Source organism: Spirosoma aerolatum (genome assembly GCF_002056795.1).
Taxonomy (GTDB): domain Bacteria; phylum Bacteroidota; class Bacteroidia; order Cytophagales; family Spirosomataceae; genus Spirosoma; species Spirosoma aerolatum.
Window position 1 is genome coordinate 7,124,598 of sequence record NZ_CP020104.1, and the last position, 21,194, is coordinate 7,145,791.

28 protein-coding genes are annotated in these 21,194 nt (G+C 48.3%); 12 read left to right on the forward strand and 16 right to left on the reverse strand.

Annotated features, from left to right (window positions below; all coding sequences use genetic code 11):
* Positions 1–14 precede the first annotated feature (14 nt).
* Positions 15–884 (reverse strand): hypothetical protein, encoded by an 870-nt coding sequence (locus B5M13_RS29695; protein WP_080059109.1) that lies wholly within the window; start codon positions 882–884, stop codon positions 15–17.
* Positions 885–1,226: 342 nt separating this feature from the next.
* Here B5M13_RS29695 and B5M13_RS29700 point away from each other — a divergent pair, with 342 nt between their 5' ends.
* The 6 genes from B5M13_RS29700 (at position 1,227) to B5M13_RS29725 (ending at position 6,287) form a co-directional block, all read left to right on the forward strand.
* Positions 1,227–1,601: a DMT family transporter gene (locus B5M13_RS29700; RefSeq protein WP_080059110.1), complete on the forward strand. Its 375-nt coding sequence runs from the start codon at positions 1,227–1,229 to the stop codon at positions 1,599–1,601.
* Positions 1,602–1,934: 333 nt separating this feature from the next.
* Complete coding sequence (locus tag B5M13_RS29705; RefSeq protein WP_080059111.1) at positions 1,935–2,801, forward strand: STAS domain-containing protein; 867 nt, start codon at positions 1,935–1,937, stop codon at positions 2,799–2,801.
* Between the two features lie 12 nt (positions 2,802–2,813).
* A complete protein-coding gene (locus tag B5M13_RS29710) occupies positions 2,814–3,212 on the forward strand; it encodes an STAS domain-containing protein (RefSeq protein ID WP_080059112.1) in 399 nt (132 codons plus the stop codon).
* Positions 3,193–3,606 (forward strand): anti-sigma regulatory factor, encoded by a 414-nt coding sequence (locus B5M13_RS29715; RefSeq protein WP_080059113.1) that lies wholly within the window; start codon positions 3,193–3,195, stop codon positions 3,604–3,606. Before B5M13_RS29710 ends, B5M13_RS29715 begins: the two co-directional genes overlap by 20 nt.
* A complete protein-coding gene (locus B5M13_RS29720) occupies positions 3,599–4,633 on the forward strand; it encodes an ATP-binding SpoIIE family protein phosphatase (protein WP_080059114.1) in 1,035 nt (344 codons plus the stop codon). Before B5M13_RS29715 ends, B5M13_RS29720 begins: the two co-directional genes overlap by 8 nt.
* Complete coding sequence (locus B5M13_RS29725; RefSeq protein ID WP_080059115.1) at positions 4,617–6,287, forward strand: sensor histidine kinase; 1,671 nt, start codon at positions 4,617–4,619, stop codon at positions 6,285–6,287. Before B5M13_RS29720 ends, B5M13_RS29725 begins: the two co-directional genes overlap by 17 nt.
* 5 nt (positions 6,288–6,292) lie before the next feature.
* Here B5M13_RS29725 and B5M13_RS29730 read toward each other — a convergent pair whose 3' ends face one another.
* Positions 6,293–6,688 carry a hypothetical protein gene (locus B5M13_RS29730; protein WP_155297353.1) on the reverse strand — a complete coding sequence of 132 codons (396 nt, stop codon included), beginning with the start codon at positions 6,686–6,688 and terminating at the stop codon, positions 6,293–6,295.
* A 354-nt stretch (positions 6,689–7,042) separates the two neighbouring features.
* On the opposite strand from B5M13_RS29730, the gene B5M13_RS29735 reads away from it, so the two are divergent.
* Complete coding sequence (locus B5M13_RS29735; RefSeq protein WP_080059117.1) at positions 7,043–7,597, forward strand: RNA polymerase sigma factor; 555 nt, start codon at positions 7,043–7,045, stop codon at positions 7,595–7,597.
* A 68-nt stretch (positions 7,598–7,665) separates the two neighbouring features.
* Here B5M13_RS29735 and B5M13_RS29740 read toward each other — a convergent pair whose 3' ends face one another.
* Entirely contained in the window at positions 7,666–8,028 is a 363-nt protein-coding gene (locus B5M13_RS29740; RefSeq protein ID WP_080059118.1) for a hypothetical protein, read from the reverse strand.
* A 443-nt stretch (positions 8,029–8,471) separates the two neighbouring features.
* Between B5M13_RS29740 and B5M13_RS29745 the strand changes: the two genes are divergently transcribed.
* The gene (locus B5M13_RS29745; RefSeq protein ID WP_080059119.1) at positions 8,472–9,290 is read left to right on the forward strand and encodes a universal stress protein; all 819 of its coding nucleotides are present in this window, start codon (positions 8,472–8,474) and stop codon (positions 9,288–9,290) included.
* A gap of 23 nt (positions 9,291–9,313) precedes the next feature.
* The gene (locus B5M13_RS29750) at positions 9,314–10,309 is read left to right on the forward strand and encodes a 2-hydroxyacid dehydrogenase (protein WP_080059120.1); all 996 of its coding nucleotides are present in this window, start codon (positions 9,314–9,316) and stop codon (positions 10,307–10,309) included.
* A gap of 249 nt (positions 10,310–10,558) precedes the next feature.
* Here B5M13_RS29750 and B5M13_RS29755 read toward each other — a convergent pair whose 3' ends face one another.
* The 5 genes from B5M13_RS29755 to B5M13_RS29775 all read right to left on the reverse strand — a co-directional run bounded on the left by B5M13_RS29755 (position 10,559) and on the right by B5M13_RS29775 (position 13,712).
* Positions 10,559–10,954: a hypothetical protein gene (locus B5M13_RS29755; RefSeq protein WP_080059121.1), complete on the reverse strand. Its 396-nt coding sequence runs from the start codon at positions 10,952–10,954 to the stop codon at positions 10,559–10,561.
* A gap of 7 nt (positions 10,955–10,961) precedes the next feature.
* The gene (locus B5M13_RS29760; protein WP_080059122.1) at positions 10,962–11,837 is read right to left on the reverse strand and encodes a universal stress protein; all 876 of its coding nucleotides are present in this window, start codon (positions 11,835–11,837) and stop codon (positions 10,962–10,964) included.
* A gap of 51 nt (positions 11,838–11,888) precedes the next feature.
* Entirely contained in the window at positions 11,889–12,662 is a 774-nt protein-coding gene (locus B5M13_RS29765; RefSeq protein WP_080059123.1) for an LOG family protein, read from the reverse strand.
* 90 nt (positions 12,663–12,752) lie between these two features.
* A complete protein-coding gene (locus tag B5M13_RS29770) occupies positions 12,753–13,253 on the reverse strand; it encodes a hypothetical protein (RefSeq protein ID WP_080059124.1) in 501 nt (166 codons plus the stop codon).
* Positions 13,254–13,283: 30 nt separating this feature from the next.
* A complete protein-coding gene (locus B5M13_RS29775; protein WP_080059125.1) occupies positions 13,284–13,712 on the reverse strand; it encodes a pyridoxamine 5'-phosphate oxidase family protein in 429 nt (142 codons plus the stop codon).
* Positions 13,713–13,909: 197 nt separating this feature from the next.
* Between B5M13_RS29775 and B5M13_RS29780 the strand changes: the two genes are divergently transcribed.
* Together B5M13_RS29780 and B5M13_RS29785 are read left to right on the forward strand one after the other, a co-directional pair.
* Positions 13,910–14,737: a universal stress protein gene (locus B5M13_RS29780; RefSeq protein ID WP_245859557.1), complete on the forward strand. Its 828-nt coding sequence runs from the start codon at positions 13,910–13,912 to the stop codon at positions 14,735–14,737.
* 109 nt (positions 14,738–14,846) lie between these two features.
* Entirely contained in the window at positions 14,847–15,152 is a 306-nt protein-coding gene (locus B5M13_RS29785; protein ID WP_080059127.1) for a rhodanese-like domain-containing protein, read from the forward strand.
* Between the two features lie 109 nt (positions 15,153–15,261).
* Here B5M13_RS29785 and B5M13_RS29790 read toward each other — a convergent pair whose 3' ends face one another.
* The 4 genes from B5M13_RS29790 to B5M13_RS29805 form a co-directional block, all read right to left on the reverse strand.
* Positions 15,262–15,711 carry an OsmC family protein gene (locus tag B5M13_RS29790; protein WP_080059128.1) on the reverse strand — a complete coding sequence of 150 codons (450 nt, stop codon included), beginning with the start codon at positions 15,709–15,711 and terminating at the stop codon, positions 15,262–15,264.
* Between the two features lie 60 nt (positions 15,712–15,771).
* Positions 15,772–17,184: an MBL fold metallo-hydrolase gene (locus B5M13_RS29795; protein ID WP_080059129.1), complete on the reverse strand. Its 1,413-nt coding sequence runs from the start codon at positions 17,182–17,184 to the stop codon at positions 15,772–15,774.
* Positions 17,185–17,290: 106 nt separating this feature from the next.
* Positions 17,291–17,773: a DUF6691 family protein gene (locus tag B5M13_RS29800; RefSeq protein WP_080059130.1), complete on the reverse strand. Its 483-nt coding sequence runs from the start codon at positions 17,771–17,773 to the stop codon at positions 17,291–17,293.
* Between the two features lie 4 nt (positions 17,774–17,777).
* Complete coding sequence (locus B5M13_RS29805; protein ID WP_080059131.1) at positions 17,778–18,350, reverse strand: YeeE/YedE family protein; 573 nt, start codon at positions 18,348–18,350, stop codon at positions 17,778–17,780.
* 411 nt (positions 18,351–18,761) lie between these two features.
* Between B5M13_RS29805 and B5M13_RS29810 the strand changes: the two genes are divergently transcribed.
* Positions 18,762–20,087, forward strand: coding sequence for a chloride channel protein (locus B5M13_RS29810; RefSeq protein ID WP_080059132.1), 1,326 nt, complete (start codon positions 18,762–18,764; stop codon positions 20,085–20,087).
* A gap of 88 nt (positions 20,088–20,175) precedes the next feature.
* Here the strand turns inward: B5M13_RS29810 and trxA are convergent, their stop codons facing one another.
* Genes trxA through B5M13_RS29830 form a run of 4 tightly spaced genes read right to left on the reverse strand, consistent with a single transcriptional unit; the run spans position 20,176 to position 21,164 of the window.
* Complete coding sequence (gene trxA / locus B5M13_RS29815; RefSeq protein WP_080059133.1) at positions 20,176–20,502, reverse strand: thioredoxin; 327 nt, start codon at positions 20,500–20,502, stop codon at positions 20,176–20,178.
* Positions 20,474–20,707 (reverse strand): hypothetical protein, encoded by a 234-nt coding sequence (locus tag B5M13_RS29820; RefSeq protein ID WP_080059134.1) that lies wholly within the window; start codon positions 20,705–20,707, stop codon positions 20,474–20,476. Before B5M13_RS29820 ends, trxA begins: the two co-directional genes overlap by 29 nt.
* Entirely contained in the window at positions 20,694–20,939 is a 246-nt protein-coding gene (locus B5M13_RS29825; protein ID WP_080059135.1) for a hypothetical protein, read from the reverse strand. The genes B5M13_RS29820 and B5M13_RS29825 overlap by 14 nt, the downstream gene beginning before the upstream one ends.
* A gap of 9 nt (positions 20,940–20,948) precedes the next feature.
* Complete coding sequence (locus tag B5M13_RS29830) at positions 20,949–21,164, reverse strand: YgaP family membrane protein (protein ID WP_080059136.1); 216 nt, start codon at positions 21,162–21,164, stop codon at positions 20,949–20,951.
* Positions 21,165–21,194: the final 30 nt, after the last annotated feature.

The window sequence follows — 21,194 nt, forward strand, 5'->3', positions numbered from 1 at the left end:
AAAATCCTGGTGGGTTACCAGGCAAGGTTCATAAAATGCACGTTATTCGTCCGCGATGAGGTCACAGCAAGACCAGTCAGTTTATCGCCCAGGAGAGCAAACCCTTCTAATTCGTCCGCTTTGTCGATGTCGACGGTTTTAATGACCTGTTCCCGTCCCGACTCGATAGACCGTTTAAGGTCCAGAAACGTAAATCGCCAGCGCCGTCCTTCTATCTGATTCTGAATCAGGACCAACACGCCTTTCGATGGTATCCAATGGAGATTTTGTACCCAGGGTGAGCAGGTAAATTTTTTCACAACTACCCCAGTTTCACTGGTCTTTTTCGCTTTCGCCAGCAGCATCGGATCGTAGAGCCGCACTTCATTGGCTTTATCGCCATAATCGGCTGTAGCTACGTACCATTTATTCTGGTAGCGCACATATTCGGGCCGTGTGCCCTGAATGCACGCATCATCCTCAATTGTATTCAGCAGATTATCATCCAGCGTACCCGCCCGAAGCAGCCCCGCCCAATTGACCATATAAATCACGGCCCGCCATTTGGTACCTTCAGGGTTCAGCCGGATGCTGTTGCCGATGAAGGTCGGCCCTGTTTGGTTGTAGGCAATACCCGTCGGGTGATTAATTACATCCTTACCATCGACAGTTAGTTTCACCTCCTGCCCGGTAAAGGTGAGCGATTCTTTTCCGACCGAATAGGAGCGGATCATACCGACCTCCCGATCGCCATACAAGTACACCTTATCCTGTTGGTAACTTACGCCCTGACAGGCTCCGAGCGAATCAACTGTGGTAGAGGAGTTTAAGCTAATGGCAAGATCCCATTTAAAAAAGGGAGAAAACCCGGCCAAACCAACCGCAATGAAGAGTAAAGCCTTCATTATCATGCATCTATTGTTGAGAGAGTGTACTCAGCTAACCGATAAAACAGACAACTGAACGAAAGGCCATCCCGAAAAAGCCATCAATGAAAGCGCAAAACAAGCAGTTAGAGATTACCCCAGTTTTACCGAAGTATTTTCAAACTGTTATGATTTCAAAAGTTCCTGATTTTTCACTCGTTTTGAGCCTCTACCTGATAGGCAACCCGACCACTTATAGGAAACAATCACCTCTGAGCGAATCCTTTATAAATCAATAACAGCCCGGTAACATATAGATCATGGGAACGCCTTACTTTTACCAGCGACAGCTACCTTTTGAGTACAATACCTCGTTTACCTATGCATGCCTGGTTATTTCTGTTGATTGCAGCATTCTTTCAGACCGGCTGGACGTATTCGCTCAAATACATGGCCTTCGATGACCTGAAAACCTTACGCTGGGACTCATTTTATTCTCCAGATGCCGGTTTACCAGTGCTATTACCATTTCTGGGGAATATCGTATTCGGCTTCGTCAACATGTTCTTCTTCTCGCTGGCTATAAAACAAATTCCTACACCAACGGCTTTCGCCATTTGGACTGCCATGACTTTAGCGCTGGTAAAACTCGTTGATGTAGCCGTTTTTAGAGCTTCATGGTCAGTTACCGAACTCTTCTTTTTAGTGGTTATGGGCATAGGGATAGTAGGTCTGAGAGCCTGTTCAGCAACCTAACCTGCCTCGTATTCCTCCACCCATAAATCCTGAATTAAGGTGGGCTCTCTCATAACGTTTCTGGTTTACCAGCCAGAAACGTTATGAGAGAGCCCGTGCTTATTTATTCGTCCTTCGGCATTAGTGAGCCCAGGCTTTTTTTTCGCCAAAATGATTGAGTTGATGACGACCTGCCTGCTAACCAATCATACATTTCAACATATCTACATTATATAGATCATAGACTGGTAGAGCTGTTATTTTCACGGGGTATTTAGTCGAACCACTCCCTAACTATTTATAGTAATCATCCAGTAATTTATACATTTGTTTGTTATACAATCAACTTGCCTCATGACCAGTAGCATAGCTCAATTCCTAAAAAAAAACAAGGCCCGCCTTTTAGATACTTGGACGCAGAAACAGTTAGCCAGTGATACCCTTCGGGATGATTTGATGACGAATGACGAACTTCGTCTGCAATCTGACGAATTGGTTAATCTGCTGGTAAAGACCGTAAACGACGACAATATAAACCAAATCGAGTCGTCCAGCTTCGACGAGTTATTCGAGCTATTGTCGGGTATTTCTATGTCGAGAGCGCGGCAGGGCTTCTCCCCGCGCGAAACCGGCCTTTATATTTTCAGCCTGAAAGAAGCCATTTTTGAGTTGCTCCAACAGGAGTTAAGCAGCGATCCCGTTCTACTCTTTCAAACCGTTCTGAAATTCAATCGCCTGCTGGATAGTTTTGGCGTCGTTACGTTCGAAACGTTTATTAAAGGCCGTGAGGAAGTTATTTTCCGACAAACCGAAGAGATCAGCGATATCTCAACGCCAGTTATTCAGGTATGGGATGGTATTCTTGCCCTGCCGATCATAGGTACGCTAGACAGTGCCCGAACACAGGTTGTGATGGAGAGCCTCCTCCAAAAAATTGTCGATACGGGTAGTAGTATTGCTATTCTGGATATATCCGGCGTACCGGCCGTCGACTCACTGGTAGCGCAACACCTGATCAAAACTGTCAGTGCTACCCGATTGATGGGTGCCGACTGTATTATCAGCGGTATTCGGCCAGAAATTGCCCAGACGGTCGTTCACCTGGGCATCGACCTGTCAAATATCATTACTAAAGCCTCGCTGGCCAGTGCCCTCAAACACGCATTCAGTATGAATAAACTGACAGTGAAACGAGTAGAGTCCGAAAAGAAAGTCCTATAGCGTCGTTACCAGATGGATAAAATACCAATTCTGCGAATGGGCCCCTTTCTGCTGGTCACCATTCAGGTTGATTTATACGATCGGTTAGCCTTGAATCTGGAAACTGATCTGGTGAATATGGTTCATAAAACCGGCGCTCGTGGAGTACTGATCGATATTTCGGCAGTCTCAATCGTCGATTCATTTATGGGTCGTATCCTGGGCAATATTGCCAGCATGACCCGAGTCCTTGATGCCGAAACGGTGGTTGTAGGTATGCAGCCTGCGGTTGCCATTACCTTAATTGAACTGGGCTTATCGTTAAGTGGTGTGTATACGGCCCTTGATGTAGAGCGTGGTATGGCTCTTCTGCAAACAAAACTCGGCTCCGACGATGAACTGATTGACGACGATGCTGATAACCCTGAATAAAGACAGCATCGCTATCACGCGGGAGCAGGATGTGGTGCCTCTCCGTAACCGCGTCAAAGAGGTAGCCGTGAAAATTGGGATGGGCGTTGTTAATCAAACCAAGCTCATTACGGCCGCCAGTGAACTGGTCCGCAACATGCTCCGTTACGCGGGTACAGGTAATGTATTGATTGAAGTGGTAAGCCGTGGACGCGACACGGGGGTTCGCTTGACATTTTCCGACAAAGGGCCGGGCATTGTCGACATCGGTCTGGCTATGCAGGATGGCTACTCGACCGGAAAGAGCCTGGGTTTAGGATTACCAGGCACCAAGCGGCTGGTCAATGAATTCTCAATCCAAAGCACTGTGGGACAGGGAACGACAGTAACTATTTTAAAATGGAAGAATGGATAACTCCCCCCATGTACGCTTTCAGGCGCTTGATCGAAGTTATTTATCAAGCATCAAAAAAGGCATCTATCAACTCGCCACGCTGGTAGGGTTTACTACGCAACGGCTGAACGAAATTGATTTGATTATAGCCGAGCTAACTTCCAACCTCATCAAGCACGCAGGAGGAGGTGAGTTGCTGGTCCGGCACTTTCAACTTGCCAGCAATGCGGGGCTGGAAATCATCAGCCTGGATAATGGCCCAGGGATGGCCGATCCGGCCCGGATGATGCAGGATGGCATATCGACCACCAATACGTTGGGGCATGGCCTGGGGTCGATAAAACGCCTGGCAGATCAGTCGCAGCTTTATTCGATTAAAGGGTGGGGAACCATTTTATTAGTCAGGATTTTCAAAAACCCATTGACTGCGCAGGCAAAGGCATCGGGATTCGAGTTTCGCTCCTTAATAGTTGCCAAACCGGGCGAAACGATGTGTGGTGATGGCATTTACGTTAAGAAGACCGACGGTTACATCAAACTCTTTGTAGGAGATGGGCTGGGGCATGGTCCAGAAGCGTATACGGCTGTTCAGGCCGCTATCAATGCGTTTCGGGTTTGTGTCGATCAGCGCCCGGCAGACATTATCCGGTTTTTACACCGCTCCGTACATAAAACGCGCGGTTTGGTCGGTTCCATTGTTGTGTATGATGTTCAGAATCATCGGTGGAACTGGTGTGGCGTTGGCAATATTTCGACTCGGCTGAGTGGAGCCATCACCAATAAAAACCTGTTGTCGTATAATGGTATTATTGGCATGAATCTTCCCTCAGCCATGAATGACCACTTTTTACCGCTCGAACCGGGCCAGTTACTGATTATGTGTTCCGACGGGATTCAATCCCGTTGGGATGCCAATAAATATCCTTTAATTCATCGCTACGACCTAACGGTTCTGGCCGCAGCTCTATATAAAGATTACGCCCGACAAACCGATGATGTGTCGCTGTTTATCGGGCGTATGCAGGCTACCTATGGAGGAATTAGCTAAAGTACTGCTTAGCAATGAAATGGACCTGATTCTGGCCCATAAACGCGCTATGAAATTAGCCGAGCTGGCCGGATTGTCGCTGGCTGCTCAAACGACTTTCGCTACCGCCGTATCAGAAGTGGCCCGCTATAGCCTGGAACATGGCACCGAGCCCATTCTGATGCTAGGAGCAACCCATTATCAGCGTAATCAGGCACTGGTTGCAGTTATTGAAGATAAAACCCTTACTGTAGCCAATCCGCTTCATCAGGGATTGCAGTATGCACAGCGCCTGGTTGAAAAACTGGAAATTAGCACCACCGGACGCGAAAGTAAGATTACGTTATATTTCAACTTGCCCATCAGTCGCCGGATCAGCGCTGAGCGAATTCAGGATTGGCGTGCTCAGTTCATGGCCGATCAGCCATTGTCTGCTTATGATGAAATAAAGCGAAAAAATGATCAGTTACAGGAACTGTCACAACGGCTGAAAGCCAGCGAGCAGCACTATAAACAGGTAACCAACTCGCTGCCGCTGATGATTTTTACCGCCAATCAGATGGGACAGCTACTGTATGCCAATGAGTGGGTAACCGAATTTACGGGCCGATCCATTCAAAGTCTTAATCAAAGTAAATGGTCGGACATTATTCACCCGAACGATTACCTTCCTTTCTGGAAACTATGGACCGAACAGGCAGGCCAGCATCAGCCTTTTCAGTATGAGTTCCGGCTAAAAGAAAAAGCGACGCAGGATTATTTGTGGCATTTATTCTCGGCCCAGCCCGTCGCAAATGACCTCGGCAAAGTAAATGCCTGGACAGGGTTTGTCGTCAATATTGATGCACAAAAGATTGTTGGACAAACCCTCCAGGAAAAAGAAGAGCTAAGCCGCGCCAAAGAAGAGCTGGAACAATCGCAGCGTAAACTGGAAACAACTATTAAAGAACTCAACCTGAGTAATGCCAAGCTCAGTCAGTTTGCCTACATTGCCAGTCACGATTTACAGGAGCCTTTACGAAAAATACAGCAGTTTGGCGATCTGGTCAAAACCCGCAGTACAACCCTGTCGAGCGAAGATTTGCTGTACCTGGACCGTATGCAGTCGGCCGCAGCCCGTATGTCGGTTCTAATCAAAGACCTCCTCACCTACTCGCGTCTGTCTACTCGGCAGGAAGAACCCGTCGAAATTCCTCTGACGCAGGTGATCAACACAGCCCTGGACAATTTATCAGTGAGCGTTGAGGAGTCGATGGCTGAAATTACGGTTGAAGACCTACCCATAATTTCAGCCGATGTTGCCCAGCTTACTCAGTTATTCCAGAACCTATTAAGCAACTCACTGAAGTTCAGACAAAAAAATACTACACCGAAGATTCGAGTGTTTTCTCATACCGTTCCGTCTACAGAGTTGCCCGGCTCGATTAAACCAGTTCGGCTGTCGGCTGTGTATACCTGCATCAGTGTAGCCGACAACGGCATCGGCTTCGATGAAAAGTACCTGGACCGCATTTTTCAGGTGTTTCAACGGCTGCATGGAAAGAATGAATTTGCTGGAACGGGTGTGGGCCTTGCCATTTGTGAGAAGGTGGCTCAAAACCACGGTGGGGCCATTACGGCCATCAGCCAACCGGGTCACGGGGCTATATTTCAGCTCTATCTGCCTCTGGCGTAACTCCCTCACCGTTGCAGCGATGGCAGCGTGGCCAATTGCAGCAGCGTATTCGCCTGCTTATTTAACGCCCTGATCGTCCGCGTATGATCTGCAAGTTTGGTATAGTACTCGTTATGATTAGCGGAATCTGGTTGATGGTACTGATCTATATCGGTGACTAACCTTTCCAGTTCTTGTTGCATCGTATTCACCAGCGAGATTAACGGACCAATCGGGCATTGACCTGCGTATAGTTTACCATGTTCAGGCGGTTTCTGTTGGGCACTATGAGCATTCAGGTACTTAACCAGTCGATTATAATTTGAATGAAAATCGGCAGTAACCAGTAGCCAGTTCATCAACACACGCTTATAGCTCCCTCCATGTGCAGGAAGGCCATCTGGTGAAGATTCATCTTCCACGCAAATTTTTGTTTAACATTAAAAGGATTCAAAGCCTTCAAAGTTAAACAAAAGCCGATCTCACCGTGCTTTGGCGCATTTATTTTACTGCATAGCTAAATTAATCCCACTCTATACATAGGCTCATAGGCAAGCCTGAGTGCAGATTCTCACCCAATAAAGCAAGAAAAATAGTGTTGAAAATATTAATATTTTGTTTATTTAAATAACTATTCGACTATTTATAATCCATGTATATACACCGTTTAATAGATTCATTAAGTTTACAGCCTGTTTTTCAGACCTATATACTCCATAATGAAATATTTAATTAAATTTGAAGAATAATTCTAAACTACTTGTTACTCTTACACCATGAAAGTTCACTTAAGTGACGAAGAAATGATTCGCCACTACCTGCCCCAGCAGCCTAACCAATGTTTTGAAGCTCTTTACAACCGGTATGTAGGAAAGGTCTATCAGCAATGCCTATCGATGACCAACGACTCTGAGCAGGCTCAGGATTTCACACAAGACATCTTTCTGAAGGCATTTCATAAGCTAGATGCTTTTCAACAGCGCTCAAGTTTTTCTACCTGGCTTTACTCCATTGCCTACAATTACTGTGCCGACCAGCTTCGACTAGCCCGGCGTATACCTACCACGGATTTAACGATCCATCTACAGGAAACCCAGGCCGATTATGGTGATACTCAACTTCATGAAGAGACCTTACAACTCATGCGGGTTGCGATGGATCGGCTGACCGACAGTGAACGAAAGTTTTTACGCCTGAAATATGAAGATGGAATGAGTATCGATGATATTGCTCAGTTGTATAAGCTCAAGCCAAGTGCCGTTAAGATGCGGCTGAAACGTAGCCGTGAGCGTATACAAGCCATCTGTGCCTCGCAATTGAGCCTTTATTAATTGCCATTTACAAAAAAGCACCAAAGCCCGGCATTACCGGGCTTTGGTGCTTTTTTGTTCATCTAGGTTTATTGCATAGCAATAACCCGATTACTTTGCAGAACTGGTTTCGTTGACAAATTCACCTGTTTGCGGATACTGCCTTCGCTGGATTTTATCTCCAGTTCGTAATCGCCGTCGGTCAGTTCGTCTACGTTCAGTTTCATCGCATACTTCTCTTCCTTCTTGCCAATGTTTTGCTCAAAAACAACCTGGTTGTTCTTGTTTTTCAATAAAACAACGACTGGAATAGGTGCTGATTTCTGAACAGCCACCCGAATTTCATGATTGGCCGTAACATAGGCACTTGCATCGAAAGAAAGGCCTTTAGGGGTAGTAGGGTTCATTAACGCCGAAGCACTTACTAAGATTGACGCTGCGACTTTGCTCATTAGTGTTAACATGGTAGTATTTGTGTTGTGTGTTTTGAATGTGTTGTTTACTGTGTTGCCTATATGAATCCAAAGGTTGTGCCAATTTAATTAACCATCTAAAAATCAGACTATTATCCGTCGTCCCATTTTTGGATAGTGTCCATAACTGGACAGGCCTCGTTCACTTGTGGACAAAAGTAGTGGGTTGCCCTGTCCGGCTAAAAGCAAAACTTGACGAAGCGTCGGAATGGGTCAATAGGTTGTCGAAAATAGCCGATAAACGGAGAAGGCCCATTCGGATCAGCGGCCTTGTTCAGGGCTCGATTACTTACCAAAATCAGCCAATCATCTGATTGCTATCATAAGTGCTGTGGCAGAATAGCCGTTGTTTTACACGGTCATTTAACACGCAGGCGCTTTGCCCGACTGGTTCGCAGCGCATGCCAGCCTCTACTTCACTTATGAAAACGATTGTTCTTGCTACTGATTTTTCGGCGAATGCCAATCGGGTTGCTCAGTTTGCGGCCCAACTGGCAAATGAGCAAAAAGCCCGCCTTGTTCTTTTTCATGCCCTTCACCTCTGGCCCGATAATCCGGCTAAAGAAGGCGACTTCCCCTTGTCGGTAAAAGCCATGCAGGCCAATAGTGAAAAGGCCTTAAACCATCTTGCCCAACAACTTGAAACGGATTTTGGCCTTACCATCCCGGTTGAGTGTGTTGCTCAGGAAGGGCATACTATGAACGCCATCCGGCAGTTTACCAAAGCCCAACGGGCTGATCTGCTCGTCATGTCGACGGTAGGTACGGCTCCGCAAAGTGCGCAGCTAATGGGCAGTATTGCCACCAATATGGTTGCCGAAACCGAAGTCCCGTTACTGTTGGTTCCACCAGGGACAGCCTATGCTGGACTGAAAAACATCGTATTAGGTATTGACCTTGCGGTACCACCGAATGCGATTGCGCTGGAAACCGCCCTCACATTTGCCCGGGAGTTTGGCAGCGTCATCAACGTTCTCTGCATCAGCGAAACCCCGGCAGATCCTCAGGTGAAAGAGGGAGCCGAGCTCATTCGTCGACTGCTTAGTCAGCAACCGCATACATTGAGTATTGTCGAAGGGCAGGAAGTATACACAACCCTGCTTGACTTTTCGCACACCAACAAAGCGGATCTGATCATGATGCTTCCCCAAAGCCGAAGCTGGTTATGGCAGTTATTTTCGGAAGGCGAGACCCAACGCATGGCCCGCCTGACGGATTTGCCCTTACTGGCTATTGTTTAAATCGAACTCCGTTTCGCCACACGATGAAAATTGCCTTTTTTAGCTACCAGCCGTTTGAACAGCCGTTTCTGGAATCGGCCAATCGGGCTACGCAACATCAACTGACGTTTATTCCTCAGGCGCTTTCTCCAGAAACGGCAATACTGGCGGCTGGTCACGACGCGATCTGTGTGTTTGTCCATGATCAGCTTAATGCGCCTACGCTTCAGCGCCTGGCCGATCTTGGTATCAAATTGGTGGCTTTACGCTGTACAGGATATAACCAGCTCGATGTAGAAATGGCCCAGCAACTAGGCATTCGGGTTTTACGAGTCCCAACTTACTCGCCCCACTCGGTAGCCGAACATACGGTAGCACTGCTAATGGCGCTGAATCGAAAAATACATCTGGCTTACCAGCGTACCCGAAAAAATAACTTCACACTCGATGGCCTGCTGGGCTTTGATCTCTACGGAAAGCGGGTTGGCATTGTGGGTACTGGAAAGATCGGGGTCGCCTTTGCCCGAATTATGCTTGGTTTTGGTTGCCATGTGATTGCCTACGACAAGGTAAGGTCGGCGGTATTGCAACAGTTGGGTGTCGAATACCGGACACTGCCTGAGCTACTATCGGCATCCGATATTATCTCGTTACATTGCCCACTTACTCCCGAAACGCATCATCTGATCAACAGCGATTCACTGAAGCTGATGAAAACGGGGGTTTACCTGCTCAATACCAGTCGGGGTGGCCTGATAGATACCTCAGCTGTGCTACATGCTCTGCAATCGGGCCGACTGGGAGCTTTGGGCATAGATGTATACGAACTTGAAGATGACTTCTTCTTTGCCGATTGGTCGGAGAAACTCTTACCGGATTCAGCACTCAATACGCTGACCCATTTGCCGAATGTAGTGGTAACTTCTCATCAGGGCTTCTTAACCGAAGAAGCGCTTTCACAGATCGCTCAGGTAACCCTCAACAATCTCACTCATCCAGAGCAAGCGCACCCAGCAAACAGTTGCGTTGTAGTTGGTTAATTAAACTAGTATAAGAGTGTAGAAACCAGTTCGGGCTTCCTGAACTGGTTTTTTATGCTGAAACGACAATGGCGCTACAGGTAGGGCTGTTAAGTACTCTGGTTGGTTCTAATTTTAACCAACTTTTGTTTGGCCTCTTCCCCCCGCTCCCCCTTCAGGGGGCCGGGGGGTGAAACGCGGAACTTAAAAGCCCTGCCGCTACCGACCCTGTAGGCTGTAGCGGGATTATCAGGACGAAACTAGCTGTCTTTATAAGGCAGGCTGAGCGGCCAGGTACTGCCGTATGTCGTTTTTGAAGGCACGAAAATCAGTATGGAAGCTATCCATTTCTTCGCGTAAATACTGGTGGTTCAGACGGGTATCTTTATCCAGCACCTGATCGAACCGCACCCCCAAAGCGACCTGTTCATTCACTTCCTGAATCTCATTCAGCAACCGCTTGATCAAGCGTCGAAAATGGTGAAGCTGGCTAATTTCTGTTCGCCAGGTTTCGACAGGCATCAACGTTGGGTCTATTGTTTCATCTAAGGTTCCCAGCAGATCTTCCCAAAAGTTCACCTCCTGAAGAGCCAGTTCCAGTTCGCTGCGCCAGATCCGATGCAGCAGATGCACATCCGTGAGCTGACGATATTTGTCGGTTTTCATACGTATATTAGTCTAGGTAAGTGGCAAATGGTATTTTATCAAATTTCGATGGCTGGTCTCGTAACGGGGCATCGTAAAGGGCAAGGAAGGGAACCGTAGGCTGAAAAGCCATTGTGCGGCTCACACTTTTGTGCCGGATAATGTCGAATAAGCTTTTATGATGCGGCAGCATAACCAGCATATCGACCGTATGCATTTTCAGGTAGGTCCTGATGCCATGTAACACACTGTCGTCATAAATGGTGTAGGTATCCGTCTGCACTTCCTGAAAGGCGTCCAGTACATATTGACGCCCTAATGCAGATGTCCGGGTTTCGGGTTTTTCTGGATTTTCGATCGTTAGTACCGTCAGGTCAGCGTCTTTCCGACTCGCCAGATCGTTCAGTATGCGCAGCGACCGTGAATCGTTGACAGACCGATAATCGGTTGCCAGAACAATCGTTTTCGTAGGTCGGATAGGCGCCGACGCCGGAATAACCAGCACGTTTGTTTTCGCATCACGGACCAGATCGGTGGCTACACTTCCCAATAGTTCGCTCCATCCTGAACCCGTAGCCCCTAGTACGACCAAATCATAAGGCTCTTTCACCAGCAGTTGATTCACAATAGCGGCTGGTGACCCCATCACGGCCATAGTTCGGTAGCTATGGTACGCAGGTGCTGATTGGCCAGTCATTTCGGCACGGAGTTGTTTGAGCAATTTTTCGGCCATCTGCCAGCGTTCGGCTAATAGCGTAGCACCAGCATATTCCATATCGGGCTCAATGGGGCAGGCATACAGCAAACAAAAGTCGGCCGCTGTATCGTCGAAAAGGGCCTGGGTATACGCAATCGCATGTTGCGAGGCCGCTGAGAAATCGGTTAATAGAAGGATTTTATACATGATACGTCTTAAGAAATGACTCGGTAAGGTTCTATAGCAAAAACAACGCGCTCACACCCGTTCCAGCAACCACCATAAAGGCTTGCGCCGTTTAACAACCTTATAGTTTTGCTGAACATACGTCTGAATATGCCGCTGGGCTTCCGCTACATCGTCGGTTAAACAGACATACTGTAAATCGTTCTGACTGATCGTTCCCGCCTGAATCATAGCCTGCATATACTCCAGCAAAGGCTGATAATAGTCGCGGCCCATCAAAACCACCGGAAACCGGTGAATTACGCCGGTTTGTACGAGCGTCAGCGTTTCAAATAGCTCATCCATCGTTCCCCAGCCACCAGGCATTACCACAAAAGCGTAGGAATACTTCAGCAGGAGAACCTTCCGTACAAAAAAGAAGTCGATCGTAACGCCGGTGTGCAAATAGGGATTGGGCCGCTGCTCAAATGGCAGCCGGATGTTGCACCCAACCGACCGGCCACCAGCCTCATACGCACCCCGATTAGCTGCCTCCATCAGCCCTGGTCCACCACCCGTCATCACCGTAAAGCCAAGCTCCCGAATGGCTCGACCAACCTGGCGCGCCAGGCTATAATAGGGGTGGTCCTCCTGAAAACGTGCTGACCCAAAGACCGTAACACATGGCCCCACAAAGTGCAGCGTCCGTAGCCCTTTCAAAAACTGCCAGCCAACCTGGACAATAAACCGGAGTTCCGACCGGCGATCTTTGGGCCCATCGAGCGCCTGAGTGAGTGCATTCGTCACCAGCGGTCGAATACGGTGCTGATCAGAGCGAGCCTGGGGAGGGGTTTCGGTTGGTATCATGTTGACAAGAATTGCAAAAACAAACAAGCGTAATCAGCCTAAGAGCCCTACCATTCAGATAGCCATAACGCAGATCTGTAAACGTTCATCTTAATTAAAAGGCAAAGCCAATGTTCTGGTGGCTACTTCTTTCTTATTCAGTCGATTATTACCCCGTCGATAAAGCTGATAAAAAGCCATCGCCATGAGTAGGGTAGCCGGGAAAGCGGCTGAGAACCCAAGCGGAGTAATAGCCAGGCAGAAAATAATGCCACCCAGGCACCCAGCCCTAAACCAGTTGCCTTCCATAAACATCGATGCTGCGATAAGCAATTGACCTACAGCAATGCTTTGCACCATGGGTGTGATGATTGATTCAAAAGACCCCAGAATAAATCGACGGTACAATGGAATGGCGTAATCGGCAAAATCCTGATAAAGCCAGGGCGTCTCCAGCCCGGTACGGGTATTGATGATAGCTGCTCCCAGGAAGAGTACAAAGAAGCCGATCCGCGCGACCAGCGGCCATCGAAAACTGGCGATCAACTGGAGCACCGACAGGCTATTGACAACTATGTACACGGTAATGATGGTGGTATCAAGCGCTTCCATGACTGTATGGATTAAAACAGGTTTTCGGTTCTACTCTTTTGTTTCACTACGCCCCGTCTTACTCAGAATCCGAATCCGATACACAATCATGGGTTTCTCGATAACCGGCTCAGCGACCACTTCCTGAGTATATATGCGTGGGGCGACCCGCCCAGGCCCCAGGCGTTGCGCTACATACATCCGCTCATCACCTTCCAATTCCTCGTATTCCCCCTGTATTACCACACTTCGCCAGCAGGTTGGTGTAGTCATTTCATCCACTTCAAAACATACTTTCGGATTTTGCCGAAGCAGATGCGTTTTAGTTCCTTCCCGCGTTTGGCCATAAATGGCCTGCCCATCGTAGAGATAGGAAACCGGCAAAACCAATACCTGCCCATCAGCATAGCAGCCAATGCGTCCAAAGAACTGATTACGCAAGACAAAATCGGTCACTTCTGGCGATAAATTGTGTAACATGGCGCTCGTGGTTAGACCTATTCAATGGGTTTGGAATACCCAAAACTACAGGCTATACGGAAGGCATATACAGAGCGTCGTCAGGCAATCAGGTGATTATTATCAGTGATGAAAATCAGCGCATTACACCTCATTGATCAGTACAAATCCGACCCTATCACCGTTGCTTTGATACGTATCTAAAACCACCAATGAGTATGAACACGATTGTTGTCCCATCCGATTTAAGTACGGAAACCGATGTCGCCTTGTCTGTAGCTGTGGATATTGCCCGAACGTCCGGGGCCACCATACAGCTCATTCATTCGGTTGTATACCCGTTGCCCGTACCTGCCTATGCCGAAGCGGCCACCATTGCCGTAAATCGTACGCTGGAGGAGTGTCAGGCCATTGAGCAGGCAGCCAGAACTACACTAGAGCGCCTGGCTGCCAACGAAAAATACAAAGGTGTTACTATTGTGCCCGTCCTACTAACCAATGGCGAGGGTCTGGTTCATAACATTACTGAGCAGTCGGCCGACCTGATTGTGATGACGTCGGAAGGAGCAACAGGCCTGGAAGAGTGGCTGATTGGCTCCAACGCCGAAGCCATTGTCCGGTATGCCAAATGCCCGGTATTGATTGTAAAGGAACCCATTGCTCATTTCCAGCCCGAGACCATTGTTTGCGGCATCGACATCGACGACCGACTGAAAGTAGCGCAGCATTACCCGTTCCAGATGGGGAAACAGGGCTTGCATCAATTTCTGTATGTGACTACGCCTTTGGATAATCATGTACCGGAGGGGGTACATGACTGGGTCAGTGAATTTGCCCGCTCACAGAACATTGCCGGGTTCGATTTTGCCGTTCGACAGGCCCGAAACATCCCCGACGGAATCATCAACTATGCCGATGAGGTCAATGCCGATCTGATCGTTCTGTTCACTCACGGGTATAAAGGGCTTCGGCATTTGCTATCGGGTAGTGTAGCGGAAGATGTGCTCAACCACTCAAAAAAGCCGGTACTGGTCATGCGTGTCTGAACAACTGGCCCCTAAAATTCCGATATATTCCTCACTACGTGACATTTATCACGTAATCACCCTTTAACATTTCCGAACTTCACATCATCAAGTATAGCCATTAACAACCATGATAAATTTATTAAAATCAGTATTTGGCGGTTCGGGGAATACGCAGCTCAAAGAAGTCCTGGAACAGGGTGCCGTTATTGTCGATGTTCGTTCGGCGGGGGAGTTTGCCGGAGGTCATGCCAAAGGGGCCGTAAACATCCCACTAGACCAGCTTGAGACGAAACTAAACAAGATCAAAGGCTATCAGAAACCGGTTGTGGTCTGCTGTGCTTCGGGTATGCGGAGTGCCCGCGCCAAAGCGTTCTTAGCCAGTCACGGCGTAGCCAATGTACACGATGCCGGTAGCTGGCGAAATCTGGAATAGCAGAGGTACTGAATTTTGTACTAACCGCGAGGGCGCAATAGACGCAAAGGAGAAAAAACTCTTTGCGTCTATTGCGCCCTCGCGGTTAGTACAGCGCTTTACCCAGCTATTAATCATATACCTGAATCGAGAGCTGAACCTTAGGCTCCATAGTCACTTTCGATTTAACCGAGTTGGTGATGAGGCAGGCTTGTTCCGTCTTTTGAAGCACACGCTGGGCTTTTTCCATATCGCCTTCATGATTGAGCAGAACCTGGGGAAACAGTTTTATTTCGCTAATCAACAGTTTATTGTCTACCTGCTCAAGCTTACCAATGGCCCGACAATTAAAGTCTTCAAAATTCAGTTTTGAATTTTCGGCAATGGCCAGAAACGTAGTCATAAAACAGCTTGAAACGGCGGCCACCAGCAAATGTTCCGGCGACCAGATTCCGGGCATTCCCTTCCGGAATTCGGGAGGAGTAGCTACCTCAATCGTTTCGGTTAAATCGGCCGAACTGAGTCGGCCCAGCCGAGCATATTGCCAGTCGAGATTTACTTTATATTCATGCGTTTCCATGAGAATAAACGAGAAGAAGTGGGCCTGCCTTGCAAATCAGGCTCACGGTTATGGTGTATGTTAAAGAAGTGTAGTTGGACACACGTAATCAGTAAGCGGTAGGTTCCCGGTCTTCTTGATGGCTGCAAAGCCACCGGCTACGTCGATCAGATTGGTGAACCCCCGTGCTTTCAGAATCGAGATGGCCACCATCGACCGATAGCCACCAGCACAGTGAACGTAATACGTTTTACGACGGTCGATTCGAGCCATGTTGTCGTTCAGGTAATCGAGCGGCAGGTTCTCAGCGCCGACAATATGCTCTGACTCAAATTCGCTTTTCCGCCGAACGTCCAGTATGGGTAAATCTGGGTTCTTTTCGTAGCGTTCAACAAACGTATCGGCAGTAACGAAGGTAATCGTGTCGACCGCCCGGTTTTCTGCCTGCCAGGACGCAAACCCACCCAGCAAATAGCCAATGCAATTGTCGTAGCCAACACGGGCTAGTCGCAGCACTGCTTCCTCCTCTTTCCCTTCGGGGGCAATCAATAAAATCGGTTGTTTCAGATCAGGCACCAGTGTACCAACCCAGCTAGCAAACTGCCCTTCCAAGCCAATATTGACCGAGTTCAGAATAAATCCTTTGGCAAACTCCTGGGCCGTTCGAACATCGATCATCAAAGCCCCAACCTCATTGGCGGCTGCTTCGAACGCAGCTGGCGACAGTGCCTGAGTACCTTGCTGAAGTATCGCATCGACCCGTTCGTAGCCCATTTTATTGAGCACTGCATTTTTCGGAAAATACTGCGGAGGGGGCATCAGTCCGGCTGTAACTTCCTTCACGAACTCCTCTTTCGAGCGAGCCTGCAAGGCGTAATTGAAGCGTTTCTGATTCCCCAGCGTATCGGTGATTTCTTTACTCATATTTTTACCACAGGCCGAGCCAGCCCCATGGCCTGGGTACACAATTACCGCATCGGGCAGGGGTAAAATTTTTGTATGCAGGCTGTCGTACAGATACCCGGCCAGGTCTTCGCGGGTAAGGTCGGTTTTTACGGCCAGGTCAGGGCGACCAACATCGCCAATAAATAGGGTATCGCCCGTGAAAATGGCGGTTTCTTTGCCATTCTCGTCGATCAATAAAAACGTCGATGATTCCATCGTATGACCCGGCGTATGCAGCAACCGAATCGTCACCTTGCCTACTGGAAATTCCTCGTCGTCTTTAGCGATATGGGCAGTATAACCAGGTTGGGCCGTTGGGCCGAATACGATGGTGGCTCCAGTCTTGGCCGATAGGTCGAGGTGACCCGATACAAAGTCGGCATGGAAATGGGTTTCAAAAATGTATTTAATCGTAGCCCCATCGGCAGTTGCCCGTTCGAGATAAGGACTGGTTTCGCGCAGGGGGTCGATGATAGCCGCTTCGCCTTCACTCTCAATGTAATAAGCGGCCTCGGCCAGACAGCCGGTATAAATTTGCTCTACCTTCATGGTATTTTGATGATTAAATGGATAGATCAAAATTGGCTGAAAGGCGAGGCTGCTTCTGTGATGTATGTTACAGAGAGTACATGATTATCGTCAGTTTAGACTCGGTTCAGTGAGGTAGTTTTTCTCGTAGATACCCATACACCCACGTACCCGCCACAGCACTCAGCAAGGTAGCCACTACAACTACATAACCGCTACCAATCTGGGCAAACAATGGACCCGGACAGGCCCCTGTAATAACCCACCCAAGGCCAAACAACAAGCCACCAAAAATTTGCCCTTTGTTGAACGCCTTGGTGTGAAATTCGACCGTTTCACCCGCCAGTGTTTTGATCCTGAAGCGTTTAATGAGCCATACCGACAGCATAGCGACCAGCACCGCCGAGCCAATAACGCCATACATATGGAAGCTCTGCATCCGGAACATTTCCTGAATACGAAACCACGAAATGATTTCAGCTTTTACGAACACAATGCCGAACATGACCCCAACCATCAGGAACTTGAGATTGGCAAGACCGCTTTCGGCTTTTTTCATATCGTTGGGCGCATCGCACGCCAACGCATCAAAGTTTTCTATGTGTTGCATAATTCTAGAACCATTTCATCAGGTAAGGCAGAATCAGGTGGGTCATCGTGAAACCACCGATCATAAAACAACAGGTGGCTATCAACGACGGCCATTGCAGATTCGACAAGCCCGTAATAGAATGACCAGCTGTACAGCCACCCGCCCAGCGCGTACCGAAGCCTACCAGAAACCCACCAACTACAAAAAATATCAGTCCTTTCAGGGTAAACAGATTGGCAGTATTAAATAAGTCGGCGGGCATCAGTCCCGAAAAGTCCTGTATGCCAAGCACCCTAAGGTCAGAAATGGTAGCGGGAGCAAGTTGAATAGCAGTTGGATTTTCCAGAAAATTAGCCGCCAGAAAACCACCAAGCAGCACACCCGTTACAAAAAACAAATTCCAGATTTCCCGTTTCCAGTTGTACTGAAAAAACGGAATACCAGCGGGTAGGCAGGCAGCACAGATATGCCGAAGCGACGACGAAATACCGAATGATTTATTGCCGATCAGTAACAGGGTTGGAACGGTTAGGCCGATCAGTGGCCCGGCCACATACCAGGGCCAGGGCTTACGAATGAGGTCGATAAACTCCATGAATTGATTGATAAACGATAGTTGAGAATTAAATTGGTGCCTACCTACCCGATTGATTGTCGTAGGCTACCTATTGAATAGTCGTGGAGATTGATAACCCCCGCCCTACTCCCCAGGCGTATACATCACTCAACTCATCCAGATAAACTGATTGACCCCTACCATCGACACATTAGCCGCAAGTATGGCCATTAGCCCGTAGACCAGAAACGTCCGATCAACCCCTATGTTTTGTTGAGTAATTTCACAAAGCTCCTCAGACGACCGACTGTTTTCCGTGACAATTGTTACATAGCGTATTTAAACTCGCCGAAACAAGGGTTTTATGATTAAGATGAATTGCAACTAGTCCCCATTCTAGTAAAGAAACGACTTACCTTAACACATAGGCCGCTAACGGGTTAAACGACCATGCGCATCCATGAAGAACTGGTTTTGTTTTTTAGTGTCCTTAAATGGGTCATTCTGTCGGTACTGATTGGTTGTCTGACGGGTCTGGCGGCATCGGGCTTCATTCTCTTTATTCATTATGTGATCGAGCAAAGCAATCACTATCAGTATGTATTTTATTGGCTTCCACTCAGCTTTTTCGTCGCTAACCTACTGAGTCAGTTTGTCTTAAAACATCATATTGGCACCGATGCCCTGATTGCAGCCATCAACCGAAACTTTGGCAAAATCGAAGGAAGCTTCGTTCCTACCAAAATCATAAATGTCATCCTGATTCTGGCTACGGGAGGATCGGCGGGTAAAGAAAGTCCGTGTGCACAAATCGGAGCGGGATTAGGCAGTTTCTGCGCCAATCTATTCCGAGTTGATGATATTGACCGACGAAAAATGGTGCTATGTGGCTTTTGTGCGGGTTTCTCCTGTGTGTTTGGCGCTCCCATTGCAGGGGCATTGTTCGGCATTGAAGTACTGGCCGTAGGCGTTATTCTCTACGATGTGCTACTACCCGCTTTCGTGGCTTCGATCACGGCCTATCAGATTTCCTCGGCGTTGGGGGTCACTTTTTTCTATTACCCGCTTCAGTTTGTTCCGGCATTCGGCCGAGGTTTCTTCCTGCAATTGCTGGGTGGTGGCATCTTCTTCGGGCTTTGCGCCTATGGGCTGATTCGGGCAATTCAATCCAGTACATCGGTAGTAAATTCCATTCCAATCTGGCGCCCCTGGAAAGGCTTGTTGGGCGGTGTGGTACTGGTTGGCCTGACACTTTTGTTCTCCCGCGATTATCTGGGCCTGGGGCTCAATCTGATGGAAAATGCGATCGAAGGACATCCCGTGAGGTCGTATACTTTTTTGTTGAAAGCCCTCTTCACGGTTATTACCCTGAGCATCAGCCGGAGTGGAAGCGTTATTACACCCACTTTATTTATTGGCGCTACGGCAGGTAGTTTTTACGCTGACCTTATCGGAGCAGATCATTCAACATTCGCGGCCATTGGCTTTGTAAGTCTGCTGGCGGGTTCGGCCAACACGCCCATTGCCTGTAGCATTTTAGCCATCGAACTGTTTGGCGCTGAGGTTGCCCCCTACGCAGCTATTTCCTGCGTTATTAGCTTTCTGATGTCCGGCCATCGTAGCCTGTACGCATCGCAGGTTCTTACTATACCCAAGTCCAGTGCAATACCAACCGAAATTGGCCAGGAATTCAACGCCATGGTATCACCCATAATTCGATGGCGGGTTCATGTACCAAACTGGTTAAAAAAGATAGCTCAGCGTTTTCGTAGGTAACCCTAAAAATCGACCGCAAACACGAACGCCACGGGATCATCCCATGGCGCCGTTTTCGTCCAAGTTAAGAAAAGTGGGTAATGATTATTTATCGGGCTGGGGCCGCTGCAAGCTGATTCACTACGTATTCCAGTTGCCGAGCCTCGGTTATACCTGACTGTCGCCAAACGACCCGCCCTTTTTGAAACAGGATAAGGGTGGGTACACCCTGAATCCGGTATGAACTGGCAACGGTAGGGCTTTGGTCGACATCAATTTTCAAGACGCGGACTCGGTCGCCCATGTGTCCGGCAAACTCGTTCAGAATAGGGGTCATCATTTTACAGGGCCCGCACCATTCGGCAGAGAAATCGACGAGGACGGGGATATCGCCCTGGATGATTTCATTAAACGTTTCTTTTTTCGGCGTTTCCATAGGTATTCGTTCGTTTTTGCCTGATTTGATGAAGCATATCGCCCAGCAAAAATCCGGTGGCAGCTCCCCAAATGGTCATCGTTTGCCAATGCGATTGTATCGGGCAATGCCCGGTCAAACAGCCAATCTCGCGCCAGTACACGAACCCACCCACGGCTCCCAGCAAAGCACCAACCCATTGCCATCGGTTACTATACTTCTTCATATGGTATCTCGTCCAGAGCTTCCTTTGTATTCACTTTGCTCATAGGCGTTCGCCTGGGAATGTCGCAGCCAGCCGCCCCACAGCCCATGTTCAACAGGCTCTGCAACAGCAGTATACCACCCATCAGGCCAAGCAGCGGCTGACGATCCGTAATGGCACTCCAGATGATGAGGCTTCCGGCTATTAACCGGACAATCCGCATGACATCCCAGTTTTTCAGTAAAGTTTCCATAGGCTATGGTTAATTGGCGTGTTTTCGGGCCCGGTTGGTTCGAATGCCAAACGGCAGATAGAGCGGACAAGTACTAACCAGGCTGGTAGCGATGAATATGGCAGCAACCACCAAACTTATCATGCCCCAGGTGCCGGTAAGAATATCTGTCGCAAACAGGGCAATTAGTATCACGGCAATAATAATCCGAATGATTCGGTCAGCAGAACCCATGTTCTTTTTCATAGCTGTATTTTTTAGGCTAAGTACGACTAG

Bases quoted from the DNA above. Each gene is read 5' to 3' on its own strand.
- B5M13_RS29750 (WP_080059120.1), top strand. From the start codon at position 9,314: ATGAAAATTGCCTTTTTTAGCTACCAGCCGTTTGAACAGCCGTTTCTG.
- B5M13_RS29735 (WP_080059117.1), top strand. From the start codon at position 7,043: ATGAAAGTTCACTTAAGTGACGAAGAAATGATTCGCCACTACCTGCCC.
- B5M13_RS29830 (WP_080059136.1), bottom strand. From the start codon at position 21,164: ATGAAAAAGAACATGGGTTCTGCTGACCGAATCATTCGGATTATTATT.
- B5M13_RS29790 (WP_080059128.1), bottom strand. From the start codon at position 15,711: ATGGAAACGCATGAATATAAAGTAAATCTCGACTGGCAATATGCTCGG.
- B5M13_RS29805 (WP_080059131.1), bottom strand. From the start codon at position 18,350: ATGGAGTTTATCGACCTCATTCGTAAGCCCTGGCCCTGGTATGTGGCC.
- B5M13_RS29765 (WP_080059123.1), bottom strand. From the start codon at position 12,662: ATGATACCAACCGAAACCCCTCCCCAGGCTCGCTCTGATCAGCACCGT.
- B5M13_RS29755 (WP_080059121.1), bottom strand. From the start codon at position 10,954: ATGAAAACCGACAAATATCGTCAGCTCACGGATGTGCATCTGCTGCAT.
- B5M13_RS29695 (WP_080059109.1), bottom strand. From the start codon at position 884: ATGAAGGCTTTACTCTTCATTGCGGTTGGTTTGGCCGGGTTTTCTCCC.
- B5M13_RS29785 (WP_080059127.1), top strand. From the start codon at position 14,847: ATGATAAATTTATTAAAATCAGTATTTGGCGGTTCGGGGAATACGCAG.
- B5M13_RS29720 (WP_080059114.1), top strand. From the start codon at position 3,599: ATGGATAACTCCCCCCATGTACGCTTTCAGGCGCTTGATCGAAGTTAT.
- B5M13_RS29760 (WP_080059122.1), bottom strand. From the start codon at position 11,837: ATGTATAAAATCCTTCTATTAACCGATTTCTCAGCGGCCTCGCAACAT.
- B5M13_RS29745 (WP_080059119.1), top strand. From the start codon at position 8,472: ATGAAAACGATTGTTCTTGCTACTGATTTTTCGGCGAATGCCAATCGG.
- B5M13_RS29710 (WP_080059112.1), top strand. From the start codon at position 2,814: ATGGATAAAATACCAATTCTGCGAATGGGCCCCTTTCTGCTGGTCACC.
- B5M13_RS29700 (WP_080059110.1), top strand. From the start codon at position 1,227: ATGCATGCCTGGTTATTTCTGTTGATTGCAGCATTCTTTCAGACCGGC.
- B5M13_RS29725 (WP_080059115.1), top strand. From the start codon at position 4,617: ATGGAGGAATTAGCTAAAGTACTGCTTAGCAATGAAATGGACCTGATT.
- B5M13_RS29810 (WP_080059132.1), top strand. From the start codon at position 18,762: ATGCGCATCCATGAAGAACTGGTTTTGTTTTTTAGTGTCCTTAAATGG.
- trxA (WP_080059133.1), bottom strand. From the start codon at position 20,502: ATGGAAACGCCGAAAAAAGAAACGTTTAATGAAATCATCCAGGGCGAT.
- B5M13_RS29770 (WP_080059124.1), bottom strand. From the start codon at position 13,253: ATGGAAGCGCTTGATACCACCATCATTACCGTGTACATAGTTGTCAAT.
- B5M13_RS29775 (WP_080059125.1), bottom strand. From the start codon at position 13,712: ATGTTACACAATTTATCGCCAGAAGTGACCGATTTTGTCTTGCGTAAT.
- B5M13_RS29825 (WP_080059135.1), bottom strand. From the start codon at position 20,939: ATGGAAACTTTACTGAAAAACTGGGATGTCATGCGGATTGTCCGGTTA.
- B5M13_RS29780 (WP_245859557.1), top strand. From the start codon at position 13,910: ATGAACACGATTGTTGTCCCATCCGATTTAAGTACGGAAACCGATGTC.
- B5M13_RS29800 (WP_080059130.1), bottom strand. From the start codon at position 17,773: ATGCAACACATAGAAAACTTTGATGCGTTGGCGTGCGATGCGCCCAAC.
- B5M13_RS29705 (WP_080059111.1), top strand. From the start codon at position 1,935: ATGACCAGTAGCATAGCTCAATTCCTAAAAAAAAACAAGGCCCGCCTT.
- B5M13_RS29820 (WP_080059134.1), bottom strand. From the start codon at position 20,707: ATGAAGAAGTATAGTAACCGATGGCAATGGGTTGGTGCTTTGCTGGGA.
- B5M13_RS29795 (WP_080059129.1), bottom strand. From the start codon at position 17,184: ATGAAGGTAGAGCAAATTTATACCGGCTGTCTGGCCGAGGCCGCTTAT.
- B5M13_RS29715 (WP_080059113.1), top strand. From the start codon at position 3,193: ATGCTGATAACCCTGAATAAAGACAGCATCGCTATCACGCGGGAGCAG.
- B5M13_RS29740 (WP_080059118.1), bottom strand. From the start codon at position 8,028: ATGAGCAAAGTCGCAGCGTCAATCTTAGTAAGTGCTTCGGCGTTAATG.